This is a genomic window from Megasphaera geminata F0357 (assembly GCF_000239275.1).
Lineage (GTDB): Bacteria > Bacillota > Negativicutes > Veillonellales > Megasphaeraceae > Megasphaera > Megasphaera geminata.
Genome location: NZ_JH417610.1, coordinates 1 through 26,072, shown reverse-complemented (window position 1 = coordinate 26,072; position 26,072 = coordinate 1). Strand labels below are relative to the sequence as shown.

The following is a 26,072-nucleotide window of genomic DNA, read 5'->3' as shown; positions in this document are numbered from 1 at the left end:
AGGTTATTATTTATCTAATAAAAGCAGGGCTTCCATAAATTGTTTCATATAATTAATCCCTCCAGTAGAAACACGAATATAATCTTTTAATATTTCATATCCAAATGTTTTAATTGCTATTTTTTTATTAAGTAACATATTATAGCTTAATTTAGACGGGTCGGTATTAGTTTTTATTGAAACAAAATTACCACCGCCATAAGTGTAATCATACCCTGCATTATCTAGCGCATTAAATAGATACATACGTCCATCTAATTCAGTATTAATAAGATATTCTATTAAGTTATTATCATTAATAACTATATTAGCAAATGCTAATGCTATCGCATTTGTATCAAACGTAGGACGAACTCGGTTCATAAGTTCAATAATTTTTTGATCGGCCACAGCATATCCAATACGACATGCAGCTAAAGAAAATAATTTCGAGAAAGTTCTCAGCACAATGATATTATCATACTTATCCAGTAATTTTATTTGCGATTTTTCATAAAAATAATGATATGCTTCATCAATTATTAATAATGCACCTACAGAATTAGCCTTCTCAGCAACTAGTATAAATTCTTCATCTAAAAACGCTCTCCCAACCGGATTATTAGGATTCAACATCGAAACAATAGAAGTATTTTCATCTATAGAATTTATAAAGGAATCAAAATCTATATCAAAGTTATCAAGAATCTCAATTTTCTTGTGTTTAAGCCCATACATGCCGGCAAAAACACCGTACATTTCAAAAGTCGGTGTTATACTCAAAAAGACAGAATCAGGTCTACCAAAGGTCTCAAAAATATATTTCAAAGCCATTTCAGAACCATCTGTAACCGAAAATTGCGCTTCAGGCAAGTTATGAATTTTTGATAAAGATACAATTAGCTCTTTCTTATCAGGATAAGTAGCCAGAAATTCCGGAGTAATTAATTTTACCATTCTTGATACAATATCCTGAGGTAACCCACCCGGATTTTCATTCATATCAAGGCGTAAAATATTGCTGCGATCACCATTAGGATACTTTCTAATTAAATTATTTACTAATGAACTCACATAAACCATCTTTATATACCTCCCATTATATACTGATAACAGAGTCACTATTATATTTATCTATTTAATGCTGCTATACAGCTGATTTCCTCAAAGGTAAGTAAAATGGACTCGGTCTTATTTAAAATACATCTACCAAATTCTGCAATCTCATAACGCAATCCGTCCCCATCAAATTTATAGAAATATTTTCTATTATCATTTACATTTTCAAAGCGCACTTCAAAATATTCGGTCTTCCACCAAGGCGCAGGAACATAAATATAACCTTTATCTCCGGCTATAGTCAAAGTCCCTTCACTCTTTGCATTAATAGCTACCTCACTGGATGCAATTCCCTTCGGATAGCGAACCAGAATTTTAGTAAAAATATCAATATTATCAACATTTTTTCGTGAAAAATATTGAATATCTAAATAGTCAGTGCCTAATAGTTTAATAAACGCTAAAAATGGATACGATGCAAGAGCATTAACACTGCCGCCGTTGGCTATTCGAATCTGTTTTAATAAATTATTTCCATTTATCTGAGTAAAGTTAGCATCTACACTAATTATATTTCCGATAATTCCACTCTTAGCAAGTGAAACCAATTTTCCAAATGCAGGAGTATAAGCAGTTTTAATTCCTTCCATAAAAATACAATGCTTCTGACTTGCTAATTCTCTAATATTTTGAAGCTCTTCTTTATTCATTAAAACCGGAAATTCACATAAAATATGTTTGCCATGATTTAATATTCTTTTTATTACTGTGTATTGATTTACTGGTGGTACTGATAAATAAACTGCATCAATATTCTTGAAAAACTCTTCTTCTGAATCAACTAATTCTAATCCGTCTACATATAATAACTCACTTTTATAACTCGTATCATAGTCAACGTATAGACAAGAAACTTCAATACCACTGACAAACTTAGCTTCATCTATAAAACGGAAAGTAATTTGTTCAGCACCCCAAATACCAATTTTCACAGTATTTTGGTTTCTTAATATTGTACTTGATACACCTTTCGTACGAGGCAAATAAATGACCTCGCAGTACTCATTCAAATAATCAAAATGTCCAGTCCAATCAGAGCCTACCGTAAAAACATCAATATTATACTTCTTTATGTCATCAATTTTTTGTCCAAAATATTCTTCTACAATTACTTCATCGGCAAACCCGGTTTCTTCAACATGCTTAATACGAGTCATTAAAGAATCTCGAACATTTAATTTACCACGATTTTTATCAAAATCACTTGAAGTAATCCCAACTATTAAATAATCACCTAACGCCTTAGCATTTTTTAATAAATTATAATGACCCTCATGAAATAGATCATATGTACCGTAAGTTATGATTTTTTTCATGAAAATTTTACCTCCCACATGAGTAAATAATACATAATATCAAATTTACATTTCAAGTATAATATTTCTTCTTGCAATAAAATAAAATTGGATATATTCCACTATATAATAATAAAAACTTCATTAAATTTTTAAAACCCAAGTCTTTTGCAATATAAAATTTAAAAATATCTTTCCATGGAGATGTATGTATTAGACTATTAAATTCCTTTATACAGCAAAGAAAAGATCTAGGATATTCGGGAGATAAATAATATCTATAGAATAGTTCCCTCACTATGGTAAACCCTTCTAACATTAATGCCCGTTTATTTATATCATCAATAATATTCTGTCGTAAAACATTTAATCTTTTTTCTGACTCTTCAACAAAGTCACTTCTATATTTATGCAACGAAGATTCATTATTGAACAGATAATAGTACCAACAGCTAAATATCACGCCAATAGAATACCTATTATTTCTCAATAATCTAAAATTAAAATCTTCATCTTCCCCAAATTTCAAATCTATATTAAACAAATTATCTAAACATACATCTCTTTTTAAGATTTTAGCACAAGGGCCTCTGCTTACATAGGCCTTTTCTCTCCAAAAATACTCTTCCCCTATATTAAACATATGATTAATCAATTTCTTTTTCAGTTTAGTATTTAAAAGTATAATTTCAGGGTTTCTAGTTCTTTCAAAAATTTTTAAAGTATCTTTCTGAACATAAAATACAAGACCATATAATATGTCTAAAGAATATTTCTCCATATATGGTAAAGCTTCTTCCAACATGACCGGAGAAATAAAGTCATCTGCATCAATAAATGTTATATATTTTCCCTTACTAAGGTTAATACCAACATTTCTTGCATCCGAAACTCCTCCATTAAATTTATGAAAAACTCGAATATAAGAATATCTATTCCCAAGAATATCTAACAGTTTGGAACATTCGCTATTGCTACCGTCATCAACAATAATTACTTCAAAGTTACGAAAAGTTTGATTATCTATACTATTCACACATCGCAGTAACTCAATTTCTGAATTATTGTATACAGGAATAATTAAACTAAAATCAATCATAGCCTTCTCCTACTGTTTTTTATAAGCAATTATATTGTGATCTATTCGTTCACTTTCTGGCGGTAATTGAGTATAATCGCCATACATATTTTTCAAATAGTCTTTCCAGCACGATAAGACCGGAAATTTTTGGCCTTCAAATTCTAATTCCTGCATATTATCAAATCCTGTTTTTGGAAAACGTTCTTGTGGGCCTTCTCCCCATGCAATGATACCGATATCATTAGCAGTATCATAAGGATACGATTTAGCTAGTAAATCCATCCTATCTAAGCATCGCTGGATACCATATAATCTACATAACGGGATTAAAGACAGTTTACCTAATCTATGTGCAGTGCTTTTGCCAGTATTATATTTGGCTCCTGCAATTTTCACCATTTTTTGATACAGTCGAGATCTCAAATATATTCCTTTCATAATAATATCATCAGCAGCAAACCCGTCTACAGGAAATATATCAATCCACAAATAACTGCTTCTTATCGTATCTGTATACATATTAACACAAGGAATATCTGTATTAATAATGGCCGCATATATAGCATCTAAAGAATGACCTAAAGGATTAGCTATTAATTTATAGGTAGCATGGTTAAAATCTTCGGCCAAAGACAACAATCTTTCATAATCTGGTCTAGGCATACAAACATCAATATCATCATCCCAAGGAATAAAACCTTGATGCCTAGCGGCTCCAATTAAAGTCCCATATATTAAGCTATATTTTAAATTATGTTTTTTACAAAAAGCAGCATACCGTTTAAGAATATCTAATTCGGCTAACTGCAATTCTCTTAAAGTTAATTGTTTCAATATACAATACCTCTTTCACTTAAGATATTGACTCTTCAAATATCCTAATGCACCATAAGAAATTCCAAGTATAATCCAAGTAGTATATAAAGTTTTATAAGAACCATTCATATTTGCGACTAAGCTCCCAGTCAACGAAAGAATGCAAACTAAAATAATGATTTGTCTACTATCATCACATTTAAAATACTCATGCAATAACATATATATAATCACCATAAATGGGAATAAATATAAAAGTAATCCCAAAATTCCTATCTCCATGAAACTGGTAACATAATCATTCATGGCATCAACATTATACTGTAGAATACCAATATTTTTAATAGTCGACTTCCAAAGTTTAACTTCTCGTTCTTCTAACGCTTCCTCATCCAAGTTTTCTAATATATAAATCGTGGAGAAACCTTTGCCTACACCTAATACTGGATGGGACATTCCAACTCGCAATCCACTTCTCAATAATCCATACCTAGCACCATTACTCCTGGCTTTCCCCTCATTTAATGAAACCAAATTGCGTTCAATTAAGACTTTTATACTTTGCTCAGAACTAAACCTTAGATAATTTTCATATTGTATAATAGCCACAGAAGTAAAAAATGAAACAATAGAAAGCAATACTATGATACTCCCTGACTTTAAAAACTCTTTTCTTTTAATTGCTATTAATATACATAAACCAATAAGCAAAAAACTAAATACACCATAAGCAGTTCTAGCTTGAGACAAGAAAACAGTACACGTAATGAGGAATATAAACCCGCTGCTTATAATCCTGTTTTTTAAATTATTCTTATAATATAAATACCATCCCCAGACAAAAGGCAATATAAAAGCAACATAATTACCAATCCGAGACGGTTCACAAAGAAAAGATCTTACTTGTTGTGAATCCCACAATAGAGGGGGCCACCATTCAGATTCAGTTTCAATAACGTGGATATAGGGAGTTATTATTTCCAAAACTTTCCTTGCCGTTTCATTGCCCCCTAAATAAAATATATCAATAATAACTCCTATCATAAAAACACTAACAGCACATAATATTGATTTATTAATAATTTCCCAATATTTGCAAAAATCCAATTTTATATAGTAGGCTATTAGCCACGAAAAGCCAAAAGTATAAAGACCTGTTAATAAGCTTTCCTTAATTACTCTAATAATTAACCAAACAGCCAGTATATTCTTATTGGAAAAGTTAAGCCCCATATTTTGTAAAATAACTGTGACGGCCTGATATTTATTAGATTGTATACTCCCTAACAAATACTCACTGTCATAATACTCAAAATTAAAGGCCCCAATAATAGTAGCTAATAAAAGCACACTTGTAAAAACACCTATATATTGAAATACCTTACTATTAACTAATAAAACAATTGATGTTTTTATACCCACACTAATAAATTGATTAACAGCATGCAAAATAAATATTGCGAATAAAAAGTACCGTGTTAACAGACGGGAAAAATATATACTAATTAAGCCAAAATTAAAGGCTTGCGGAATGTTATCAAAAAACAAACAGAACACAGACATGAATATTAAAAACTGGATTAATTTATTAATACACTTATTAGACATCATTTCATAAGCCATTCTTCCGTTAATATGCGCCTTTCCCCTTAGCAACAGCTAACACGGTTTTAACCAAATACACGATATCAATCCACACACTCCAGTTATGAACATACCAGGAATCCATTTGCACCCGTTCATCGTAAGTCGTATCACTGCGTCCGGATACTTGCCATACGCCGGTAATTCCCGGCGGCACTAAATAGAAATCGTTGATATATGTGCCGTACTTTACAATTTCATCTTTTACAATAGGTCGCGGCCCGACTAAACTCATATCCCCGACAAGAACATTCCACAGCTGCGGTAATTCATCAAGACTCGTTTTACGCAAAAAACGGCCGATTTTTGTAATCCGCGGATCGTCTTTTAATTTAAAATCACGTTCCCATTCTTCTCTTGCTTCAGGATTATCTTTCAAATACGCATTTAATTCTTCCTGTGCATTAGATACCATCGAGCGAAATTTATAACAAGAAAATTCTTTGCCGCCTTGTCCTACTCTACGATGCGCAAATACAACGGGCCCCGGATTAGAATCTAATCGAATCAATAACGCAATAACCGCAATGAACGGAAGAATTAAAATCCCGCCGCAAACTGTGACTACAATATCAAATATCCGTTTTATAATACGGTTGACTTTCTTTGTTAAATTATTTTGCACGCGTATAATGAGAGCCTGCTCCTCCATCATACCCTGGACACTGACGTTGCCTGCAGGTACACCGAATAACTCGGGAACAAAAGAAACGCATTGCACCAGTAATTGCAGCTTATTAATCAACGCCACTAATTCTTTAGATTCTAATCCGGGTGCACAAACAAGTACATTCCGGACACCTGTTCTTTTAATAACCTGTTCAATGTCATTAAAACTACCCAAACAGGGATATTGGGATGCTATAGCTTCCGACTTCGGATGATCATCTATATATCCGATAATTTTATAACACATTATGGGCATACGGTTGAACGCATGATTCACCAGTTCAGCCGTCTTTCCCGCACCAATAAGCAAAACGGGAACCCCAAAAAGATGTAAATACAGGAGTATACGTTCCACGATATAACGAAAAATAATTACATTAATTGTAATAACTCCATAAGAAAAAGCGACAAAAAGTCGAGAAACATTATTAGTCACATGCCCCGAGTACATTAATACAATAGCAACAATAACACCAATCGTTACACTGCGAAAGAGCTTTTTTATTTTATCCCAATACGGAGCCTCGATTTCATACGTATCGTTCAATAAAAACACAAAAATGAACAGTAACGGAATCACGCCGAGAATATAGAAGGGTTGAAGGCGAAAAGACTTGTCTAAACTAATCCAATAAAAATTAATTCGCAAATGGTATGCTGCCCACAATCCGGTAACTATTGCCAGATAATCTGCTAGCATTAATAACCCTTTGTTTATTATCATTACATTAGATAATGATATAATTATGTTTTTAACTACATTAATTAACATACTACCACCAATATATAAAATTGAACATAAATGGTATTCAGCAACTCCGCTCACACTATAAAACTACACGCCTTTCAATAAATAATATTTTATAACGTTAAGGCTTAATTGTATATATTTTTGTGGCTTACAGAAGTAATTTCCCATCCGGATAACTATTATCATGCGAAACTGCTCCTTTAAAATTCTGCTTTTTAACGGAAGCACACATAATACCTAACATTCCGAAGAAAATCCGCATAACAAACTTATTGGTAATCCCCGCATCAACCTGACCATGCACGGTTAATGCAATAAACCCCCATAACACAGCAGCCACCAGTATATTTTCCGGATTATTATACAATAAATACAATAAATAGCAGAGTAAAATCCCTGTAAGTATTAAATAACCAATCCCGCCAATCAATCCGGTTGCAGAAAAGAAGAAAGCAATATTGTTATGAGGCATCGGAGTATCCCGTTCCTTAGCTTGCGGCAATATATAATGTACATATTCATCTTTCCAATGGTTAAATCCTACGCCATACAGCTTATGATTTTCCCACATTCGGTAGCTGGACTGCCACATTAACAGTCGCTCATTGTCGTACGGACGATGCAGTCCGCTTTTATACTCATCGTGATTCGTTGTTACAGCTATCATATCAGCTACAGAGTACTCATTTGTATTTTGAATATGTACACTGTAAATGTAACTTATCCCCATAAAAAGTACAAGCAATAACCCCCAGCCGATTCTTTTAAAATATTGTGGATATAAGCGAATTAAATATACAACTGCTACGGTCCCACCCCCTGCCAGAAAACCGCTGATAGAACCGCGCGATAATGATAACGCAAAGGGAATCAAACTGAATAATACTAAAAAACATTGTATTATTAAAATCAATCACTATCCTGTTTTTTCTGTCTTTTGTTAATAATTTATACGTATATACGGCTCCTGCAATACAAACCGGGATTCCTTGTTCTAACACTTGTGCAAATCCGTTAGGACTCACAAATATGCTATGTATCCTATATTCAAAATACCAATCGTGTTGAAAAAACGCAGGAATTTGTAGCCAGCCATAAAGTGATAAAATAAACACAGCCAATCCGGCGCCTAAAAATAATCCTGCCTCGCTTTTTTCTTTCACATATCCGTAAAACATAGGAATAAAAGGAAACGCCCAGGATAAATATTTAAGAGTTAATTGCATCGTTGTCCGGTCAGGTTGAAAAACCGCAGCAATGAATAAACATGTGAAAAATGAGCCATACGCAATTAAAATCGGTCTTGGAAACTTACTGTCAGTCCCGTACCTGCCATATTTATAATTCCATACTGTGTATATCAGAAGCAAAGATAAGGATATACTGTAGCCGGCATTGCTTTCACTTAAAATCAAAAAGAAAGCATATACCATCGTACATACCAATACTTTTATTTCCCATGCGTGTATATATTTCTTCAAAACACCCATTAATGACTCCAGATCTATTTAATTTAAATACTGTTTAACTTGTTCCACTCGTGAAAACACATCAAATACCATCTCGGCTGTTATGTTTCTTATATCCGTAATGTTGTTCGGGTATTTCAGTTTGTAGTCATGTATATTAAAAAAATCATTACAACGCTCAACCCTCAAATCAATAGGATAACAATCATGTTTAGGTGCCCATCTGGAAGGAAGGTCTTTATTAAATAACGGAATCACAGGCGTCCTGGTTGCAGCGGCAATATGCATAGGCCCGCTGTCACTGCAAATTAAATATTTGGCTTCCTTCACTAACCAGACAAGTTCAAAAAAACTTGTCTGGTTAAGCAGATTATTCGGACATTCTACCAGCTTATCATTATATTCTTTTGTTTGACCTGCTATTACGACCGGGATCCCGTACTTTTGTTCAATCTGTTGTGTTAAAGCCACTATATCTTTCTTATTCCAATCCCGTTCATAACGACTTGTATACGGAGCCAGCAGCACAAAAGGAGTGTCGGCAAAAATGCCCAATACTTCCAGTTTGCTTTTTACTGACTCAATTTCACCGATATTAGGCTGGGATACCTCACAGTATGTCATGTCACCTTCAAGTTTAATCCCTAATGCTTCACTGATAATCCCGGCATTGGTGACTGCGGCATACTTTTCACTGGTAAAAACGGAATTCTTTAATTTCCTGTTTAAACAATTATTGAGCAGCTTTCCTTTCCTTGCATATCCTGCACGCAAGGGAATTCTGAATAAAACCATCCACGGCAATAAATGAGGCTGCCAATCCGTACATATAACTATGTCTTGCTGTGAAAGTTCCGGTAAAACTCTAAAGCGCGACATAAATGTTCCTCGTTTTACGCCTATTACATAATCTATCCATGGAACACGATTAATAACTTCAACTGTTTGCTGTTTTGTTAAAATGGATAATTTACATGAAGGGTAGAGATTTTTCAGCTTATACAAAGAAGGTGTAAGCATAATTAAGTCTCCGACGCCTCCCCCTGTTGTTATAAATATTTTTTTCCCGCTAAGCATAGAGGTATTCTCCCCAATCAAGATCAGCCTTCAAATAAAGTATGCTCATTCCTTATGTACAAAGCGTTTCCAAGGCAGTATTATCACTGCACTTTTATTCCCCTGAAACGACAGGTATTACTACGTAAATCTCCATACTTTCATACTGTTGTCAATTTCTTTCAGCCGGAAGACCTGTCTTCATTTTATGTACATATTATGCAAATGTTCACGATATCTAAAGTTTCCGCCTATTTATGCCACTATAGTGAAATACTAAATCACCTTTCAGTTTTTTCTTTGCAGCTCATATAGCTTCAAATATTTCAACATAGTATATGTAAAATGAGCGCAACACAGATAGGAACCCAGCCATCCATCCAAAAAACCTTTACGAAGGATAAACATTTTGAAAAAACCTCCTATACTGTGTATGAGAATACCGGGAAGAGAGGTTCTTTTCCCTCGTTTTAACGCGTCATTTGCCCAAATCGCAGTATAAAGACATAGTTTTTCTTCCCATTCGCGCCAATCGCGATAGGTATAATGTTCAATGTACCCGGACAACCGCTTCTCTGCCAGAGAGCATTCCGGATGTTCATGCACCTTATATACCCATTTCACGGATGTGCGGGGAAACATACGCAGCACACGGTCCGGTTGCAACACACCGTGATTAAACATAATTCCGAATGCTACGGATTTACGGGTAATCGCGTATTGCGTATTTAATTCACCTGTCGACAAAACAGACATAATGGCCTCTATCAGCTCATTGTTCAGACGTTCGTCCGCATCCAAATAAAGAACCCAGTCAGCATCAGTCTGAGTCAAACCGAAGTTGCGCTGTGCCGAAAAATCATTATCCCATGTACGATAACATACCCGTGCTCCGTGTGCTTCTGCTAATTCAACCGTATTGTCAGTGCTGCCGGAATCAATGATTACCACTTCATCGGCACAACACTTGGCATTTTTTACAACAGAAACTATATTTTCTTCTTCATTCTTAGTTAATATCAATATAGCTAATGAATTCACGCAACAAACTCCTTCTAAGAACAATTGTATAAATCAGGACAACCTGCTTACTTCTTTTATTACCTGTTCCCATGAATCCCAAATTTTCTCAGGTGCATATTGCTTCATCGCTTCTTTACCGGCATTACCCATGGCAATGCGTAAGTTCCGGTCTTTCATCAATGTTTCCAAGGCGCCGGCAAAAGGTAAGACGCCATCTTCACAAAGTATACCGTTTTTTCCGTCTTCAATGAGTTCATTCACGGCGGGACAATTTCTATATCCTACAGCCGGTAAGCCCATACTCATCGCTTCTGCTAAGGCCAGTCCAAATCCTTCGCAAGCACTGGGAAAAGCAAAAATATCACATTTCTGCAAAACTTCCGGAACCTGCTCAGTAGTCCCCATGAAATGGACACGGTTTTCCAAGTTATTCCGTTTGATGAGAAGCTCCAGCTCCGCCTTATAGGTCTTTCTATCTTCCGCCCCCCAAAGTTCTACATGCCAATCCGGATAGGTTGTCGCAAGTTTCGCAAAGGACTCCACTAAAAGATGAGGGCGTTTATGATTCTTTGTCAACATGCCTACAAAGACAATGGTATATCGTTCTTTATGCATATCCAGCGCGGCCTGTTCGGAAAATTGCGGTATTGCATTACCGATAACAACCGTCCTGGCTTCAGGTAAACGGTCTGTTATATGTTTACTGAAAGACGGTAAAAGCACTTGGTTCACGGCACTTTTCACTAAAGCCGGAATTTCTTCCGGAGGATACGTATAAAAATAATCTTCCGGATCACCGTGACTCATCGTAATGACCGGGACTTTCGTTCCTATATCGCATAAAAGAGCTTTGCTCGCCGCCGGTTGAAAAGAAATGATACATTCAGGCTGAGTCCATTCTAAAATCTCCTGAAGATTAGGAAGTAAATACGCTTTAATAAATTCATCATTTACTGCACGCGCCTTAGCTTTACTAAAAGCCCTCAGTATTTCCCGTTTTACTTTAAGATGCAGAGGAAAAGAAATCTCTCCGTCTCCATAGTGGCATAAATCATAAGTTGTTACTTTTTTATCTAAAGGATAATAAAAATCACCCTTTCGGACATCACTATACACCAGACTCACATCGTGCCCTCTTTTGTACATTTCATTGGCAAATGCACAGGCGACTTTCGCCAAACCTCCTGTATCTCCTACCATTTTTGTTAAATTCGTCAGCAGAATTCGCATCTGTTTCACTTCTCTCCGACCATACCGTTTTTCATACATTTAAAACGGCTTTGATTAAGTTTTCATGACTGTATGCCCGGTTAGCCGCTTCCAATCCCTGTCGGTATACATACGGCGCCGAAAGGAGTGTATTAACAAATGATTCCAGCCCGGAACATATTGTTTCTACCGATGTGAGATCAACCGTTTCGCCGATATGATAGTTACATAATACTTCCGGATTAATTTCAGGTGATACCAAAACCGGTTTTTTAAAACCGATAGCCGTAAATAACATGGCGCTCCAATGATAGCGATAGCGTTCGGCACCATACGGCATGAGAAAAGCATCTGTATTCAACAAGGCTTCGTCCCAATTTTTACCGATTAAATCAGTGTGTAAGAACGTGATATTTTTGTATTTTTTATACTCTGCGGCAATAGAATCAAACAGTACTCCGTCTTCCGGCTTGGCTGTCGCACCTTGAACCAGTAACGTAACAGGGCCGACAAATCTTGCTTTTATGAAGGCATCCAACAAAGGAATGATATTTTTTTCTTTTCTGAACTGTCCGAAAAAACCTAACCGCAAAGGCTGATGAAAAGATAATTCAGGCAACTCACAACGGCCGGTGTTTACATCAATACGACTGGCCGGCAAAAAGACGGGAGGCATTATTTTTCGTATATTCGTCAAGTCGGTCCGCAACATATCATCCCGCAAGGTAATAACATCCATGTAAATAGCACGATATGCCCTTGCTCGCCGTGCCTGCTTATGAAACCGTTCCAATTCCTTCTTACCTATACCGTGAAAAATAAGATGGATCGGTACGGTTGAGTCTTTCAGAGGTGTATCTAACAGAGCGTTGACATATCGATATGTACTTGTCGGAATAATGAGGGCATCACAATGTTGACTTTTTATTTCCTTTGCCGCTGCTGTAAACCAGGCACGCCTTCTTTTTTCTCGGAGAAGTGACAGAAAAGGTTTCTTCCACTTAGACGCCCCCGCATAAGTAACAACTTCACCACCGTCCAAATACACGACAGGCACGCCGTAATCGTCTTTAAAAGGAAAGTTTGCAGGAACAAAAAAGATCGGTTCATGGCCTTGACGCATTAATTCATTCACTAAAATCCGGTCAAATTCAACTTCATGACCGGCAGGCATACTTATGCTTTCCAGTATAGCTACACGCATTTGTATGTACTCCCCCTATGTCAGCTTTATTCAACGGCTTCAACTGCTGTCATTACTTACAGTGGCGAATATACCAACCCGTAACTTCACTATAAGCATTACGGATTGCCTCAAATTCGACTATATTTTGTTCAATATTCTGATAATCACAGAAATACTGAGCTATTCTGTCACCATAATACCCTATTCTATCATCAGTCAACCAGTGGTAAGGAGTAACAACTTGATTGACTTTTTCAAAAAATGAAGGCATTAAAGCATAGTACTCATATCCTTCAGGCGCAATTAATTCAAATAAAGTCGGTATTATATTCATATGGCCGCCTATACGGGTAGTGGTAAACATATCCGCCTTGATTTCCTGATGATACATGGCAAAAGATGTGCAGTACATTTCACGAACAGTAGGGCTTTTACGAGGGTAACGTTCACTGCCGAGAGGAATTACTAACCTTGAATGGTCTCCGGTCACAACAATCAAACTGTCAGCATATCTCTTTTTTATTTCTTCTATGAAACTGGTCTGAGCCCAATCGACATAATAATAGGTTCCTAAATCTGCCAACAATGTTTTATTTCTTTTCATAGATTCAGGAAAATCGGAAAAAATCCGACCCACATTGATGCCGTATTTCTCAATGGGAATTGTATAAGGTCCATGATTGGAAGTCGTATAGATAAAATGAAACGAAGGCTCATCATCATATTTTTCCAGATTATGTTTTATCCCGTCAAGAAAAATATGATCATACACACCAAGCCATGTTTTAGGCGCATCTTTCGCACAAATCACATTTCCCGACAAAGCCACGTCAAAGCCCATAGATTTTGAAAACTCGCCGATACTGGACCATGATAAACTCCCTCCGTACCATAAGACAGTCTTATACCCCAGCTTAGAGAGCTGCGCCGGGAGCGATGTAACAGGGGGCTTATTACGAAAATCCTGTCTCTCGTTAATTTCCAAGTTACAATCAAATATGCCTGAAATAAGGCTGGTAATCGCCGGCTGAGAAATCATACCGGCAGGCAAGAAGTTATTGATCACAAAAGTATGCTCATTATTACGAAAACGTTTTCCGTTATCAACAATATGAAGGTTGCTGAATTCTTCATCGAAAGGAGCTTGTGTATAACTTTCTCCAACTATGAAAAATATATGTTTCGGTTTGGTGATTCTTGCCCCTTCGGCAAAACGCCTGAAAGCATGTAAAATATTTTCCTTATTCCGGACATGAAGCGCAGGCTCCAGTATCTTCTCGGACTCTTCGTCACTATGGTTTAAAATTTCATGTACCGGCTGTCTGTAAATATTTTTCAAATTAATAAAATCGTCATATGTCGCCTTGCCGAAAAAAATATCATTTTTGACAACTTCAGGTACCGTATCCCATTCAGGCTTTTTACGGTGATTTAAAGTACCGCCGTAGCGGCACCAATAAAAAAAGAGTATAGATACTATAAATAAAAATATATTAATTCCTAAATTCAAAACCCTTGACGATATTTGAGGATATATGAGCAGCGGAACATGAATTAACAGTGCTGCCATCCCCGTATACGTGAGCAGATAAGGTATAATTCCCGCTAAAATTAATATACCATGGTTTTGATTGAAAAATATATCCATCAAATTTTTTTTATCAGCCTTGCCTCCTAAACGTAGTGTCGGGTTGAAAATATCATGGAAATGATAGTAAAAAATCATACGCCCGGAAAAAGCGATATATAAAGCAAGCATATACAATCCAAGTAAGGTAATCCGCACATAGTTTCCCACTGTATAGTAGGATGAAAAAAATATACCGGGCACTGTAACCAACAAAAAAAGGACTAAAAACACATACGCATTATAATCCATTCCCCACCAAAACCCGTACCTAAAGCATTCAATCCACTTTTTTTCATTGCCGCGCAACGTTTTATCAGGCGCATATGCCAAAATAAAGATTAAGCGAAACACTGCACAAAATAATGGAGCAAGCAACGCCAGCTTTACATCTTGCTGTACCCCGTAAAACATACTTGAAAACATATATTCTCTCCAATACAATAAATATAAATATCCGCATAACTTACTGCGTTGCCCTTATATCCTGTTCCCGTGCTTTATTCTCCATGCCGTCAGTTCACGCATGATTCGAATTTTATCTTTATAGGCGCCCGGCATCCTGTCATTCTGCTCAAAAATACCCTTATCATCAGCCCAGAGCCGATGATTAAAAACGAACTTTTCTTTTTCGAAGAGGCTCGGTACCATTGACATATAGGTTTCTCCGGGACGGCCGACGAGTTCCGCCAAAGTCGGAATCATCTGAATGGACATGCCCGTACTGTCGGAGGCAATCCAGTCTTTCCGCATCCCTTGTCCGTAGAAAATAAGCGGTATTGTCGAAGCAACTCCCGGTCCGACGTCACGGACAAAGCTGAAACGTTCACTATGGTCGCCCGTAATGACGAAGAGTGCTGTCGGATCCTGTCGCCGTAAGGTATCCACGAATTCACCCATCACATGGTCGGCATACCAGAAGTGTCCCATTTCATTGACCTGTTCGGGCGTATCCGCAATGGAGTCGGGCACGTGCCCGTGCACCTTATCCGCGTCAAAGCCTTCTTTCTCGACGGGAACACTGTAGGGCGGATGATTGGATGTCGTCATGATAACGTTGAGTATTTTTTCTCCTTTATGAGCCGTCATGTATGTTTCGACAGCCCTAAAAAGGGCCCCGTCCGCTACGCCCCACGCATTTTCTTCATCACTTTGCATCTCCGACGCATCGTGAAATTCGTCAAAATTCTGAGCCATGGCCATCTTCTTTACGTCCTGCCAGGTGCTGAACCCGCCATACCAGAATACGGTCTTATATCCGAGGTGTTTCATGACGGAACCGATACCGAGACCGTATGCAGATTTATAACTTTGCGGCTCATAGTTCGGATACAGGCCCACATCGGGCATTCCGGTCAAAAGGCCGTTGATAGCCGGCATCGTGCCCGTTCCCTGGGCAAGGGCGTATGCAGGGCTCATACTGTGTTCGTCAGCCGCCAAACGGCGACCTTCCCGGGCAATGTAAGCACCCGGTTCGTCATAGGCCGCTAAAAACGGCCACAGTCCGTACGATTCGCCAAGGATAACCGTAACAGACCGCGGTTGCTCACGCAGCCGTTCTGTCGTAACGATACGGGTAAACGCCTCATCAAACCCATCCGCATTGCCGTTGCCGCCGATTGCCGCAATACGGCTGCGCACTTCATCAGATGTCAGTGAAACGCTACTTAACTTACTCATCCGTTTATGGATCGATCTCACGCGATAAAGTGCCTGTATATCATCTAATACCGCTTCATTCAAGAGGTTCGAAGGAAGGCGGGCTGCATTTTCCCAGTTAACGGAGTGCGCATAGGAAAAGCCGCCGCCATAGCGGATAAATACGCAAAACACTAAAAAAAATAAGATACCGCCGACAGCCAGGAGTACCTTACGGGTACGGCTTTCAGGCGGCTCCGCCGTCCTTACGGAGCAATTCAAAACACGGTACAACAACAGCACCGATATGGCGGACACAGCGAGGGCCCCCAATAAGAGCGGAATCGCATGGTATTGTTCGACGCCCGTCTTCAAAATAGCTTTAATACCGTCGTTCTTGCCGTTAATAACCAGCATATTATACCCGGAGTTAAAGATACGATAAAAGGGCAGCCGTCCGGCAAAGAGGAATGTTAAAACGACAGTCATGAAGCCGTAGCTGAAACGTCGTATTGTCTGCGCCGGCCACTTCAGCCATAATTGCTGCGGCGTATCGGCAACGACAACGGACAGCAAAACAATGACACCCGTCGATTTGAGGCTTAGCCGCAACCCCAGAAGCATTGCTTCACCGACATCTTTTATACCGACAGAAGCCAGTTGTTCCGAAAAGAAAATAATAAACGCGAGGCGGAACAAAGAAAACAGTACCGTAAAAAACAAGAATGCACGAATCTCTATTTGAACGGTCTTTGTCAATACCTGCCATCTGCTCACGCCACTACCTCTTTTCAGCTACGGCTCACTGTCATTATATCATCTTATATCTGAACGATGATAATATAAGACTCTATTTTTTATAGAGGATGCCTTCCAAATTAAGAAGGTATCTCTTTTTATCCAGCCCGCCGGCATAACCCGTAAGGCTGCGGTCACTGCCGATAACGCGATGGCACGGCACGATAAGGGAAATCGGGTTATGCCCGACAGCACCCCCTACGGCCTGGGCAGACATGGGTTTCCCGGTTCTTGCACTGATCTGTGCCGCTATGGCGCCGTACGTAGTCGTTTTGCCATAAGGAATCTTCTGCAAAACGGACCACACTTCCTGACGGAAACTTGTGCCGTGAAGTTCCACAGGTACGTCCGTTTGCGGCTCTTTACCGGAAAAATATTCATCAAGCCACGCCTTCGCCGCTTTAAAGACCGGCGTTTCCTTTCTCTTATAGTCGTCGCCGAATTCGGGCTGATACAGCTGCCCCGCAAAATCAAGAGCGGTCAGCGCCCTGTCCGTGCCTGCCATAATAATTATACCGAGCGGTGATTCATACGTAGTAATATATTTCATGGGGCCTCCTTATTTTAAAGGCGTCGTATCAAGGTGTTCATATTGCGCCAGCAGATTATAAAGACGGCGTTTGATCATATGGCAGCCGCCCGCCTCTTTGCTTTCAATATTCAAAGGCATATTCGGGTCATGAAGGGACAGCCGCAAAAGAGCCCAGCCTTCGGGAAATATAAGACGCACACCCTCATAAGACGGGGACGCGACGGGGATCCGCCGGTCAAAAGCGGTTTGTTCCAGCGCCTCCAGTACTTTATTGCCGTAACGATGAACATCGTTGACGCCGCTGATAGTCAAGCGGTATTCAGCGGCCTCAGCCGGCTCTTTTAACCGCTCGATCAGCGCTTCCAACTTTCCCCCCCCCCGCTTCGCTTTTGCGGCTGCAACGAGGAGTTTCACGGCCAAATATGCGCCGTCATCAAGAAAATAATTTTCGCTGAGCGCCCCGTGTCCGGAAGTCTCGATAGCTAACGGGGATATAACAAAGCTCTTATTAAGGCGGATACATTCATTGATAACATTTTTATACCCGCGCATGTACCGATGGTGGACAAGATGAAGTTCATTTTCCAAAAAATCCGTTAATTCATCCGATGTAACGGAATCCGTGACAATGGTGCCGCCGGGATAATCGTCCGCCAAAATAGCCGCCATCATGGCGATGAGGGCATTGCGGTTCACTTCCGTGCCGTCGGAAAGGACTGCGCTCATACGATCCACATCCGTGTCGAAGATAAGTCCCAAATCGGCATGATTCGTGAGAACCGCTTCTTTGACGGCGGCCATCGCCGTCTCATCCTCCGGATTAGGGACGTGATGGGGAAACATGCCGTCCGGCTCAAGGAAACGGCTGCCTGATATATCGGCGCCCAACGGAGCCAACACATCGGTCGCAAAGAAGCCGCCCGCACCGTTACCGGCATCAACAACGATATGCATGCCCTTGAAGGGCCCGGCTTTTTCCGAAATCTCCAGCTCTTTGCAGATACTTGCCCGTAAATGAGCCGTATAGAGCTCCATAAGGTTGCAAGGCACGACAGTTCCTTCTCCCGCCGCCGTGTTTTCCTTTGCCGCCGTAGTCAGGATTTCTTTTATATCGGCTTTTTCCAAACCGCCTTCAGGTATAAAGAATTTAAGACCGTTACGGTTGTACGGCAGGTGGCTGGCCGTAATCATGACGGCGCCGTCCGTTTTCGTCTCTTTAAAAACGGTGGACATGAACATGGCCGGCGTCGATGCGAGGCCGCAATCCAGAACAGTTACACCGGCACCGCCCAGTCCCGCAAAAAGGGCTTGTTTCATTTCAGCCGCAGAAATACGCGAATCATGACCGACAGCAATTTTCAGTTCTTTTGCGGCCCGGTCCGTACGTTTTTCCAGAAAAGCCGCGAAAGCCCCGCCGATTTGCACAACCCGTCGCGCTGTCAGATTGACGCTTTCCCCGTCAACTCCCGCAGTGGCAACGCCGCGAATATCACTGCCGTTCTGTAATTGTTCGTATGAACCGTTATCGGTCATGATTCTTTCCTCCCGCATTTTCTGCAACATATCTTAAAAAAGAGGTTTCGTCATAAAAACAAAACCCCTTCCCGCTGTAATTCTTATAATTCTTTTGCCGCCGCAACGATAGCTTCCGCCGTCAACCCGTATTTCTCCAATAAATCGTCGGGCGAACCGGACTCGCCGAAGGTATCGTTAATACCGACAAAGGCCTGTTTCGTCGGGCAGGTGCGTGCCAGTACTTCCGCTACTGCCGAACCGAGGCCGCCGATCACGCTGTGTTCTTCCGCCGTAACGACTTTACCGGTCTTTTGTGCCGATTCAATAACAAGTTTTTCATCAAGCGGTTTAACAGTGTGTATATTGACAACGCGGGCCTGTATTCCGTCAGCGGCAAGTTGTTCCGCCGCCTGCAACGCTTTTGCCGTCATAATACCGGTCGCAAAAATCGTAACATCGTCCCCGTCGCGCAGGATTTCACCCCTGCCCCACCGGAAGACATAATCTTCGCCGTGAATGTCTTCGACTTCCGCACGGCCAAGCCGTATATATACGGGGCCCGTATATTCGACTGCCGCACAAACAGCTTCTTTCGCTTCCTTTGCGTCGGCCGGGTTGATAACCGTCATGTTCGGCAGGGAACGCATGAGAGAAATATCTTCCACTGCCTGATGGCTGCCGCCGTCGGCGCCGACAGTGAGGCCCGCATGGGTGGCACAGATTTTTACGTTCAGATTGGGATAACAGATGGAGTTACGCACCTGTTCAAAAGCGCGGCCTGCAGCAAACACGGCAAACGTGCTGGCAACGGGAATTTTACCGGCCGCCGCAAAGCCTGCCGCCGTACCCATCATATCCTGTTCGGAAATTCCCATGTTGAAGTACCGTTCGGGGGCAACCTCTTTGAACGCACCGGATTTTGTAGCGTTGCCGAGATCCGCTTCCAATACGACGACACGCGGGTTTTTATAAACAACGGTTTTCAGCGCTTCACCGTATGCGGCTCTTGTAGCCTTGCCCATTATGCTTCACCCCCTAATTCTTTAATCGCGGCGGCACATTGTTCCGCACTCGGCGCCTTACCGTGCCAGCCGACTTGATTTTCCATAAAGGATACGCCCTTTCCTTTTATTGTTTCAGCAATAATGGCTGTCGGGCGACCTTTTGTCGTCCTCGCTATCGCCAGGGCACCGCGAACGGCATCGTAATCATGTCCGTCGATCTCAACGACGTTCCACCCGAAAGCTCTGAATTTTTCGTCGATCGGCATAACGGACATCACTTCATCATTAGTGCCGTCAATCTGTAATTTATTATGGTCAATGAAAGCCGTTATATTATCCAGCCGGTAGTGCGCCGCCGACATGGCGGCTTCCCAGATCTGGCCTTCCTGGATTTCCCCGTCGCCGCAGACGACGTACACGCGCCAGTCGGCCTTGTCGATTTTAGCGGCCAGCGCCATGCCGTTAGCCGCGGAAAGGCCCTGTCCGAGAGAGCCGGTCGACATGTCAACGCCCGGTGTGTGTTTCATATCCGGATGACCCTGGAGCATGGCGCCGCATTTGCGGAGCCGCCACAGTTCTTCTTCCGAAAAATATCCTTTTTCCGCAAGAACCGCATAGAGGGCCGGCGCGGCATGGCCTTTCGAGAGAACCAAACGGTCGCGGCCGGCATCATGCGGATCGGCGGCATCAACATTCATCGTCTCAAAATAAAGAACTGTCAAAATATCCGTAACGGATAGCGATCCGCCGGGATGCCCGGATTTTGCCTCAGTCAGCATCTTTACAATATTCTGACGCACATGGGCCGCATGTTTTGCCAATTCTTCGTTTTTCATCGTCTTCTCCCCTTTTCGTCGTGCTGTAAAAACCGCTTACGTTAACAGAATAATATAAAATCATCGTTACGTAAAGGAAAATTTGCCCGCCGTGAATCCTTTAGAAAGCTAGTAGACTTCTATAGTTTTGCCCACGCGGACATCATATTTGGAAAGCATTTTTTCACCGTCCAGCATGATACAGCCGGGACGCTCCGCCTCACTGCCGCCTTTAAAGCACAGCGTGCAGTGTCCCAGTTCATCCAGTGTATGCAAGGCTTCACTGCCTATAGCCGTAATGCTGAAAGCCTTGTCGCAAATGATAAACGCATCACCTACTTCCAAGGTGCCGTGACCGGCTTTGCGCTTTTGAAGAACCGAGATTTCAGCAAGTTCCTGCGGTACAGTATAATCGAATAAAACGAGATACCTTAAATCGGGATCGCCGAGGAATTCCAATGCATCGGAACCGTAACCGACGATTTCGTGCCGAATATTTCATTATTAAAACTCCTGTATTCTATGTGTCTTTCCGGCAGGCCAAAAGCCCTTCGGCACAAGAAGCGTCCGTAATCAGCGTATTGATGTAGCCGCCGCGAATAGCGCCGATGACGGCTTCTACCTTGTCGCTGCCGGCCACGACGGCAATACGGCGCGGTACTTTGCGAATATCCGCCAAGGTCATGCCGGCTACGCGCTCATTATGGGAAGCGAATTGTTCCGACTCTCCGTTTATATCAAAATACTGCAGGCCTATATCGCCGACTGCACCGCGGGCGGAGAAGTCCCGCAAAATAGGATCGTCAATATATTGCATTTTAAGAACTGTCGAATAGTCCCCCTGAGGAACGCCTATGCTCATAATAACGGCGTTGAGATTAGTAAAGAGAGCAAAAATCCGTTTTATGGACGGCTCTTTCTTAAATACGCTGATTACGCCCGCATCGGCAAAAACAGCCGGTGCATAAAAAGGTATATATTCGGCACGAAATCGTTTGGCAAATTCCGCGGCCAGCCAGTTGGCATGGAGCTCCAAATACGTTTCGCCCACACCGCCCAGAACGGGAACGAACCGGCAATGAACAACTTTATCAACCACATAATCGGCCCGGGCGATGTTATGCAGCGTAAATCCCAAGGTCACGCCGACCGTATCACCGTCTTTAAGGACGCGATCCAAATAGGCCAGGGCCGTGACGGCAAGCAGAGCGCTGACATGTTCCGACTCGATTTCAATGGGCCTGTCTTCAACGACGATAACTTCCTGCAGACCGAAACGCTCCTTCCAACTTACGTTCGGTTTCACCGAATTCGGGAGCAAACGGATCATGCACTTCAATTTTTACGATTCCCTGTTCTCTGCCCTGTTTCAAAAGCCGCGATACAGTCGGTCGGGAAACGCCTAAAATATCACATATTTCCTGCTGCCCTAAATTCTCACGATAATAGAGAAGGCAACATTTCACTAAAAGCCGCGTGTCATCGACGATTTTTCTCACAACCACACCCCGTTTACTGTAACTAAGTATATTTATTATACACCGCCCTGTCGTTTATGGCTATGTGCACCGAAAACCTTTACGATTTTAAAAATACATGATATGCTATGAATAAAGATTATTAATTAGTGTCCAACCGAATTAATTTGGAATTATACAGAAGGAGATTATCCATGGCAGATATAAGAAACTTGATTAAACAACAAAAAAATGTCATCCGCCAGGTATATAAAGGATTTACATCCAATACTACGGGCGGTTGCTGCGGCGTTAACCTGCCGCCTGCGGAACAGGCCGAACTGAAACGGCTGAAAACAGGAGAAAAACACTGATTTTTACATATTGTACCGTTTATGTTATACTTAACAGAGCATATCCTTTATGCACCCTTTCACGGGGATGTAAAGGTTTCGACGTGTACAGTTGTATCATGAACAGCGAGCCGGGGTTTCATCTGCCCGTAAATCGGTGAACCTTTAAATTAAACGCAAAAGAAAACAATTTTGCTTTAGCTGCCTAAGGGCAACTATCGTCTCTTGCCGCTGATCCCGCGTGCGGTTTGCAGGCGTCACTCAGCGGGATACCGAGCGGCCGGGCCCGACGGCCGTTGCGGGAACCCACCGGGCTGGATCGGTTCGGTTTGTCCTTGTACGAAAACCGATCGAAACACTGAACAAGGTCTGCGCTCGGAGAGGTTCATGGGGCAGTGTGTACGGACAGGAGTTCGACTCTCCTCATCTCCACCAAAAGAGAACGAGGTTATACCGATGAGTATAACCTCGTTTTTTTTATACAATCAATCACGTCTCCTGCGGCACCGTGATTGGATAGGACAGTCTCGGTCAACAGCCGCCAATCATGCTTCATGCTTCGCCCTCGCATTCTTGGGCTGTTTTCGAGTACGTCCTATATGCCAATCACCTCTCCTGCGACGCCGTGATTGGATAGGACAGTCTCGGTCAACAGCTGCCAATCATGCTTCATGCTTCGCCCTCGCATTCTTGGGCTGTTTTCGAGTACGTCCTATATGCCAATCACGTCTCCTGCGGCGCCGTGATTGGATAGGACAGTATTTTTCCGGGATTCAGGATCCAGTTGGGGTCTATTGCTTTTTTGATGGTTTTCATCAGGTCCAGCTCAACAGGATCCGTATATTTCTCCATATATTTCAGGCGTTTCAGGCCGATGCCGTGTTCTCCGGACAGGCGACCGCCCAGGCTGTACACATAAGGATAGGCGACGGCACGGAAGGCTTCCGTCTGCTTCTCCCATTCAGAATCACTCATATTGCCCTTCAAGATCTGGAAATGGAGATTTCCGTCTCCGGCGTGAGCAAGGCAGAAGATGCGGAAATCATAGCTTTTGCTTTCTTCAACAAGATACCGAATGCAATCGGAAATACGCGTTACCGGTACGACCATGTCTTCCGACGTGGCAACTTTTGAAAACACGCGCGTACTTTCCAAGCAGTTACGGCGAACTTTCCAAACACGCTCATCCGCTTCGACCACCTCCACGGCACCGCATTTTTCACAAATGCCGACAAGCTTTTCCGTTTTTTCATCCAATTCGCTTTCATTGAACGCTTCTATCGTAAAACCCGTCTTCATAGTGAGGCAGCTTTACTTCACTGTAATCGCAGGCACTGCGGACAAAGTTGTTATCCATGAACTCGACGGAGGTCGGATTGAGTCCCGCTTTGACCAGTTGCGGCACGAGATCTGTTGCTTTGCCGAGATCCGTAAATACGGCCAGTACATCAAGACGGAAAGGACACAAGGGTACAAGTTTCAGCGTAGCCTTCGTAATGATTCCCAACGTGCCTTCACTGCCTATGATCAGCTGCTCAAGGCAAAAGCCGGTAGAACACTTTTTCAGGGGCGCCCCTAAGGTCGTTATTTTCCCGGTCGGCAAGACGACTTCCACCAGCGTAGACCTGATGACGCGTCGTACCGTAACGGACGGCTTTATTGCCGCCCGCATTGGTTGCCAGATTATCTCCGATAAGACAACTGTCGGCGCTGCAGGGGTCACCGGCATACATGAGATGTTTCGACTTTGCAAGATTCTGGATATCGACGGTACGGACACCGGCTTCAACAACCATATACATACCGTCCTCATTGAACTCCAAAATTTTATTCATGCGTTCCATGGGGAGGACAATCCCCTTGTACGCGGGAACGGCGCCACAGCTGACACTCGTGCCGGCACTGCGCGGGGTAACGGGGATTTTATACCGATTGGCGATCTTCATCACCTCGCCCACTTCTTCCGGATCGGCCGGCAAGACAACCGCTTCCGGGGTGCCCCAAAAAGACGGGGTCAGGCTTTCTTCTTCTTTATAGGCGGATAGGACCTGCGGATCGGTTTTTACATACTGCTCACCGAGAGCTTCTCTCAAGGCGGTCAACACTTCCTCTGTTACAGGATTATATTGCATAATGCACTCCTCATGATTTATATTCCCTCTTTTTCCGGGGATACAACTAATTTATAAGTTTATTATATGGCAGAACTCCCCTGTTTTTAAAGTGCTCTGCCCATCAATAAAAAGACTGAAAACCCGCATTTTTATCTTAAAAAGCAAAAAAAATAACACCGATTCCGGCGAATCGATGCTACTTTTCCGGAAATATGGCCTGCGCAGACAACCCCACCGCCATTATAATTGATCCATAAAAAAGGCAATGACAAGGCGTACCGCCATTAATACGATGACGCCCTTAGAGAGGATTTCTAAAAAATGTTCGAATTCATCTTTCCTTTTGTATTTATGACCGTCAGAATTTTCGTATTCCATGTGCCGCTCCTTTCGTTAATGGGGAAACAGTTCTTGCACAAGACGAGCCGAATTTTTATCCTGCTTAATTCCCATAATGAGAGTTTTCTCCGAATTTTCCATGTGCTTCTTCGCAATCTTCCGCGCCTGTACACTATTATGATTGGCAATATATTCCACGAGCTGACGATGTTCTTCCCATGTCGCCGCCAAACGGCCGGGATAATGCATGGAAATGGAACGGAAACGCAACATCTGTTCACGCAGATTATGAAGTATATCCACAAGCCGGCGAACGGCTCGCTCTGTAAAGGACGCCGTGAAAACGGATGTCCGCGTCGACTATTTTATCAAACTCATCCCGTGCTATATACTCACTTATTTCCACGACAATCCGTTCTAGTTCTTCCAATTCATCCGGCGTGATCCGTTCGGCCGCAAGGCCTGCCGCCAATTCTTCGAGAGCGCTGCGGATTTCAAATACCTGGACGACATCTTTTAAGGAAATATCGGCAACATATGTACCCCGGAGCGGCATCATGACGACAAATCCTTCCCAGTTCCA

Annotated in this window: 23 protein-coding genes, 1 other RNA gene and 2 pseudogenes; 2 read left to right on the top strand and 24 right to left on the bottom strand. The window is 41.7% G+C overall.

The window, feature by feature from the left end:
- Nucleotides 1–6: 6 nt before the first annotated feature.
- The 21 genes from HMPREF0080_RS07570 to HMPREF0080_RS10280 form a co-directional block, all read right to left on the bottom strand.
- On the bottom strand, nt 7–1,062 hold the full coding sequence (locus HMPREF0080_RS07570; protein WP_040347527.1) for a pyridoxal phosphate-dependent aminotransferase: 1,056 nt from the start codon (nt 1,060–1,062) through the stop codon (nt 7–9).
- Nucleotides 1,063–1,109: 47 nt separating this feature from the next.
- On the bottom strand, nt 1,110–2,414 hold the full coding sequence (locus tag HMPREF0080_RS07565) for an adenylyltransferase/cytidyltransferase family protein (RefSeq protein ID WP_006790833.1): 1,305 nt from the start codon (nt 2,412–2,414) through the stop codon (nt 1,110–1,112).
- Nucleotides 2,415–2,466: 52 nt separating this feature from the next.
- Nucleotides 2,467–3,492 carry a glycosyltransferase family 2 protein gene (locus tag HMPREF0080_RS07560; protein ID WP_006790832.1) on the bottom strand — a complete coding sequence of 342 codons (1,026 nt, stop codon included), beginning with the start codon at nt 3,490–3,492 and terminating at the stop codon, nt 2,467–2,469.
- A 9-nt stretch (nt 3,493–3,501) separates the two neighbouring features.
- Nucleotides 3,502–4,308 (bottom strand): LicD family protein, encoded by an 807-nt coding sequence (locus HMPREF0080_RS07555; protein WP_006790831.1) that lies wholly within the window; start codon nt 4,306–4,308, stop codon nt 3,502–3,504.
- Between the two features lie 15 nt (nt 4,309–4,323).
- Complete coding sequence (locus HMPREF0080_RS07550) at nt 4,324–5,913, bottom strand: O-antigen ligase family protein (protein WP_006790830.1); 1,590 nt, start codon at nt 5,911–5,913, stop codon at nt 4,324–4,326.
- A 7-nt stretch (nt 5,914–5,920) separates the two neighbouring features.
- Nucleotides 5,921–7,375, bottom strand: a complete 1,455-nt coding sequence (wbaP, locus tag HMPREF0080_RS07545; protein ID WP_006790829.1) for an undecaprenyl-phosphate galactose phosphotransferase WbaP — start codon at nt 7,373–7,375, stop codon at nt 5,921–5,923.
- A gap of 127 nt (nt 7,376–7,502) precedes the next feature.
- Nucleotides 7,503–8,228, bottom strand: coding sequence for an O-antigen ligase family protein (locus HMPREF0080_RS07540; protein WP_172633485.1), 726 nt, complete (start codon nt 8,226–8,228; stop codon nt 7,503–7,505).
- Nucleotides 8,119–8,844 carry a hypothetical protein gene (locus HMPREF0080_RS10990; RefSeq protein ID WP_006790827.1) on the bottom strand — a complete coding sequence of 242 codons (726 nt, stop codon included), beginning with the start codon at nt 8,842–8,844 and terminating at the stop codon, nt 8,119–8,121. The genes HMPREF0080_RS07540 and HMPREF0080_RS10990 overlap by 110 nt, the downstream gene beginning before the upstream one ends.
- A gap of 18 nt (nt 8,845–8,862) precedes the next feature.
- Nucleotides 8,863–9,900, bottom strand: a complete 1,038-nt coding sequence (locus HMPREF0080_RS07530; protein WP_006790826.1) for a glycosyltransferase family 9 protein — start codon at nt 9,898–9,900, stop codon at nt 8,863–8,865.
- 267 nt (nt 9,901–10,167) lie between these two features.
- Nucleotides 10,168–10,920 carry a glycosyltransferase family 2 protein gene (locus tag HMPREF0080_RS07525; protein WP_006790825.1) on the bottom strand — a complete coding sequence of 251 codons (753 nt, stop codon included), beginning with the start codon at nt 10,918–10,920 and terminating at the stop codon, nt 10,168–10,170.
- Between the two features lie 33 nt (nt 10,921–10,953).
- Nucleotides 10,954–12,132, bottom strand: a complete 1,179-nt coding sequence (locus HMPREF0080_RS07520) for a glycosyltransferase (RefSeq protein ID WP_040347519.1) — start codon at nt 12,130–12,132, stop codon at nt 10,954–10,956.
- Between the two features lie 31 nt (nt 12,133–12,163).
- Nucleotides 12,164–13,315, bottom strand: a complete 1,152-nt coding sequence (locus tag HMPREF0080_RS07515) for a glycosyltransferase family protein (RefSeq protein WP_006790823.1) — start codon at nt 13,313–13,315, stop codon at nt 12,164–12,166.
- Between the two features lie 52 nt (nt 13,316–13,367).
- On the bottom strand, nt 13,368–15,350 hold the full coding sequence (locus HMPREF0080_RS07510; protein WP_040347516.1) for an LTA synthase family protein: 1,983 nt from the start codon (nt 15,348–15,350) through the stop codon (nt 13,368–13,370).
- A gap of 54 nt (nt 15,351–15,404) precedes the next feature.
- Nucleotides 15,405–17,339: an LTA synthase family protein gene (locus HMPREF0080_RS07505; protein ID WP_006790821.1), complete on the bottom strand. Its 1,935-nt coding sequence runs from the start codon at nt 17,337–17,339 to the stop codon at nt 15,405–15,407.
- Nucleotides 17,340–17,412: 73 nt separating this feature from the next.
- Entirely contained in the window at nt 17,413–17,910 is a 498-nt protein-coding gene (locus tag HMPREF0080_RS07500; RefSeq protein ID WP_006790819.1) for a methylated-DNA--[protein]-cysteine S-methyltransferase, read from the bottom strand.
- Between the two features lie 9 nt (nt 17,911–17,919).
- Nucleotides 17,920–19,425 (bottom strand): phosphohexomutase domain-containing protein, encoded by a 1,506-nt coding sequence (locus HMPREF0080_RS07495; RefSeq protein WP_040347513.1) that lies wholly within the window; start codon nt 19,423–19,425, stop codon nt 17,920–17,922.
- A gap of 83 nt (nt 19,426–19,508) precedes the next feature.
- Nucleotides 19,509–20,429, bottom strand: coding sequence for a transketolase family protein (locus HMPREF0080_RS07490; RefSeq protein ID WP_006790817.1), 921 nt, complete (start codon nt 20,427–20,429; stop codon nt 19,509–19,511).
- Nucleotides 20,429–21,247, bottom strand: a complete 819-nt coding sequence (locus HMPREF0080_RS07485) for a transketolase (protein ID WP_006790816.1) — start codon at nt 21,245–21,247, stop codon at nt 20,429–20,431. The genes HMPREF0080_RS07490 and HMPREF0080_RS07485 overlap by 1 nt, the downstream gene beginning before the upstream one ends.
- A gap of 108 nt (nt 21,248–21,355) precedes the next feature.
- Nucleotides 21,356–21,709: a PTS glucitol/sorbitol transporter subunit IIA gene (locus HMPREF0080_RS07480; RefSeq protein ID WP_280959848.1), complete on the bottom strand. Its 354-nt coding sequence runs from the start codon at nt 21,707–21,709 to the stop codon at nt 21,356–21,358.
- Nucleotides 21,710–21,746: 37 nt separating this feature from the next.
- Nucleotides 21,747–22,532, bottom strand: a complete 786-nt coding sequence (locus tag HMPREF0080_RS07475) for a sugar-binding transcriptional regulator (RefSeq protein ID WP_216436711.1) — start codon at nt 22,530–22,532, stop codon at nt 21,747–21,749.
- Nucleotides 22,474–22,725 carry a helix-turn-helix domain-containing protein gene (locus tag HMPREF0080_RS10280; RefSeq protein ID WP_216436710.1) on the bottom strand — a complete coding sequence of 84 codons (252 nt, stop codon included), beginning with the start codon at nt 22,723–22,725 and terminating at the stop codon, nt 22,474–22,476. Before HMPREF0080_RS10280 ends, HMPREF0080_RS07475 begins: the two co-directional genes overlap by 59 nt.
- Before the next feature lie 173 nt (nt 22,726–22,898).
- On the opposite strand from HMPREF0080_RS10280, the gene HMPREF0080_RS10065 reads away from it, so the two are divergent.
- Entirely contained in the window at nt 22,899–23,057 is a 159-nt protein-coding gene (locus HMPREF0080_RS10065; protein ID WP_006790813.1) for a hypothetical protein, read from the top strand.
- Nucleotides 23,058–23,120: 63 nt separating this feature from the next.
- Nucleotides 23,121–23,471, top strand: a transfer-messenger RNA (tmRNA) gene (ssrA, locus tag HMPREF0080_RS09490).
- A 288-nt stretch (nt 23,472–23,759) separates the two neighbouring features.
- On the opposite strand, the pseudogene HMPREF0080_RS07470 reads toward ssrA, so the two are convergent.
- The 3 genes and pseudogenes from HMPREF0080_RS07470 to HMPREF0080_RS07465 form a co-directional block, all read right to left on the bottom strand.
- Nucleotides 23,760–25,168 (bottom strand): annotated as a pseudogene (locus HMPREF0080_RS07470) (FAD-binding oxidoreductase).
- 222 nt (nt 25,169–25,390) lie between these two features.
- Nucleotides 25,391–25,528: a hypothetical protein gene (locus HMPREF0080_RS09975; protein ID WP_006790809.1), complete on the bottom strand. Its 138-nt coding sequence runs from the start codon at nt 25,526–25,528 to the stop codon at nt 25,391–25,393.
- A 15-nt stretch (nt 25,529–25,543) separates the two neighbouring features.
- A pseudogene (locus tag HMPREF0080_RS07465) lies at nt 25,544–26,072 on the bottom strand (GntR family transcriptional regulator); the annotation flags it as partial.

Coding starts and splice junctions, on each gene's coding strand:
- HMPREF0080_RS07570 (WP_040347527.1), bottom strand. CDS start 1,062: ATGGTTTATGTGAGTTCATTAGTAAATAATTTAATTAGAAAGTATCCT.
- HMPREF0080_RS07565 (WP_006790833.1), bottom strand. CDS start 2,414: ATGAAAAAAATCATAACTTACGGTACATATGATCTATTTCATGAGGGT.
- HMPREF0080_RS07560 (WP_006790832.1), bottom strand. CDS start 3,492: ATGATTGATTTTAGTTTAATTATTCCTGTATACAATAATTCAGAAATT.
- HMPREF0080_RS07550 (WP_006790830.1), bottom strand. CDS start 5,913: ATGGCTTATGAAATGATGTCTAATAAGTGTATTAATAAATTAATCCAG.
- wbaP (WP_006790829.1), bottom strand. CDS start 7,375: ATGTTAATTAATGTAGTTAAAAACATAATTATATCATTATCTAATGTA.
- HMPREF0080_RS10990 (WP_006790827.1), bottom strand. CDS start 8,844: ATGGGTGTTTTGAAGAAATATATACACGCATGGGAAATAAAAGTATTG.
- HMPREF0080_RS07530 (WP_006790826.1), bottom strand. CDS start 9,900: ATGCTTAGCGGGAAAAAAATATTTATAACAACAGGGGGAGGCGTCGGA.
- HMPREF0080_RS07520 (WP_040347519.1), bottom strand. CDS start 12,132: ATGCGAATTCTGCTGACGAATTTAACAAAAATGGTAGGAGATACAGGA.
- HMPREF0080_RS07515 (WP_006790823.1), bottom strand. CDS start 13,315: ATGCGTGTAGCTATACTGGAAAGCATAAGTATGCCTGCCGGTCATGAA.
- HMPREF0080_RS07510 (WP_040347516.1), bottom strand. CDS start 15,350: ATGTTTTCAAGTATGTTTTACGGGGTACAGCAAGATGTAAAGCTGGCG.
- HMPREF0080_RS07500 (WP_006790819.1), bottom strand. CDS start 17,910: ATGAAATATATTACTACGTATGAATCACCGCTCGGTATAATTATTATG.
- HMPREF0080_RS07495 (WP_040347513.1), bottom strand. CDS start 19,425: ATGACCGATAACGGTTCATACGAACAATTACAGAACGGCAGTGATATT.
- HMPREF0080_RS07490 (WP_006790817.1), bottom strand. CDS start 20,429: ATGGGCAAGGCTACAAGAGCCGCATACGGTGAAGCGCTGAAAACCGTT.
- HMPREF0080_RS07485 (WP_006790816.1), bottom strand. CDS start 21,247: ATGAAAAACGAAGAATTGGCAAAACATGCGGCCCATGTGCGTCAGAAT.
- HMPREF0080_RS10065 (WP_006790813.1), top strand. CDS start 22,899: ATGGCAGATATAAGAAACTTGATTAAACAACAAAAAAATGTCATCCGC.
- HMPREF0080_RS09975 (WP_006790809.1), bottom strand. CDS start 25,528: ATGGAATACGAAAATTCTGACGGTCATAAATACAAAAGGAAAGATGAA.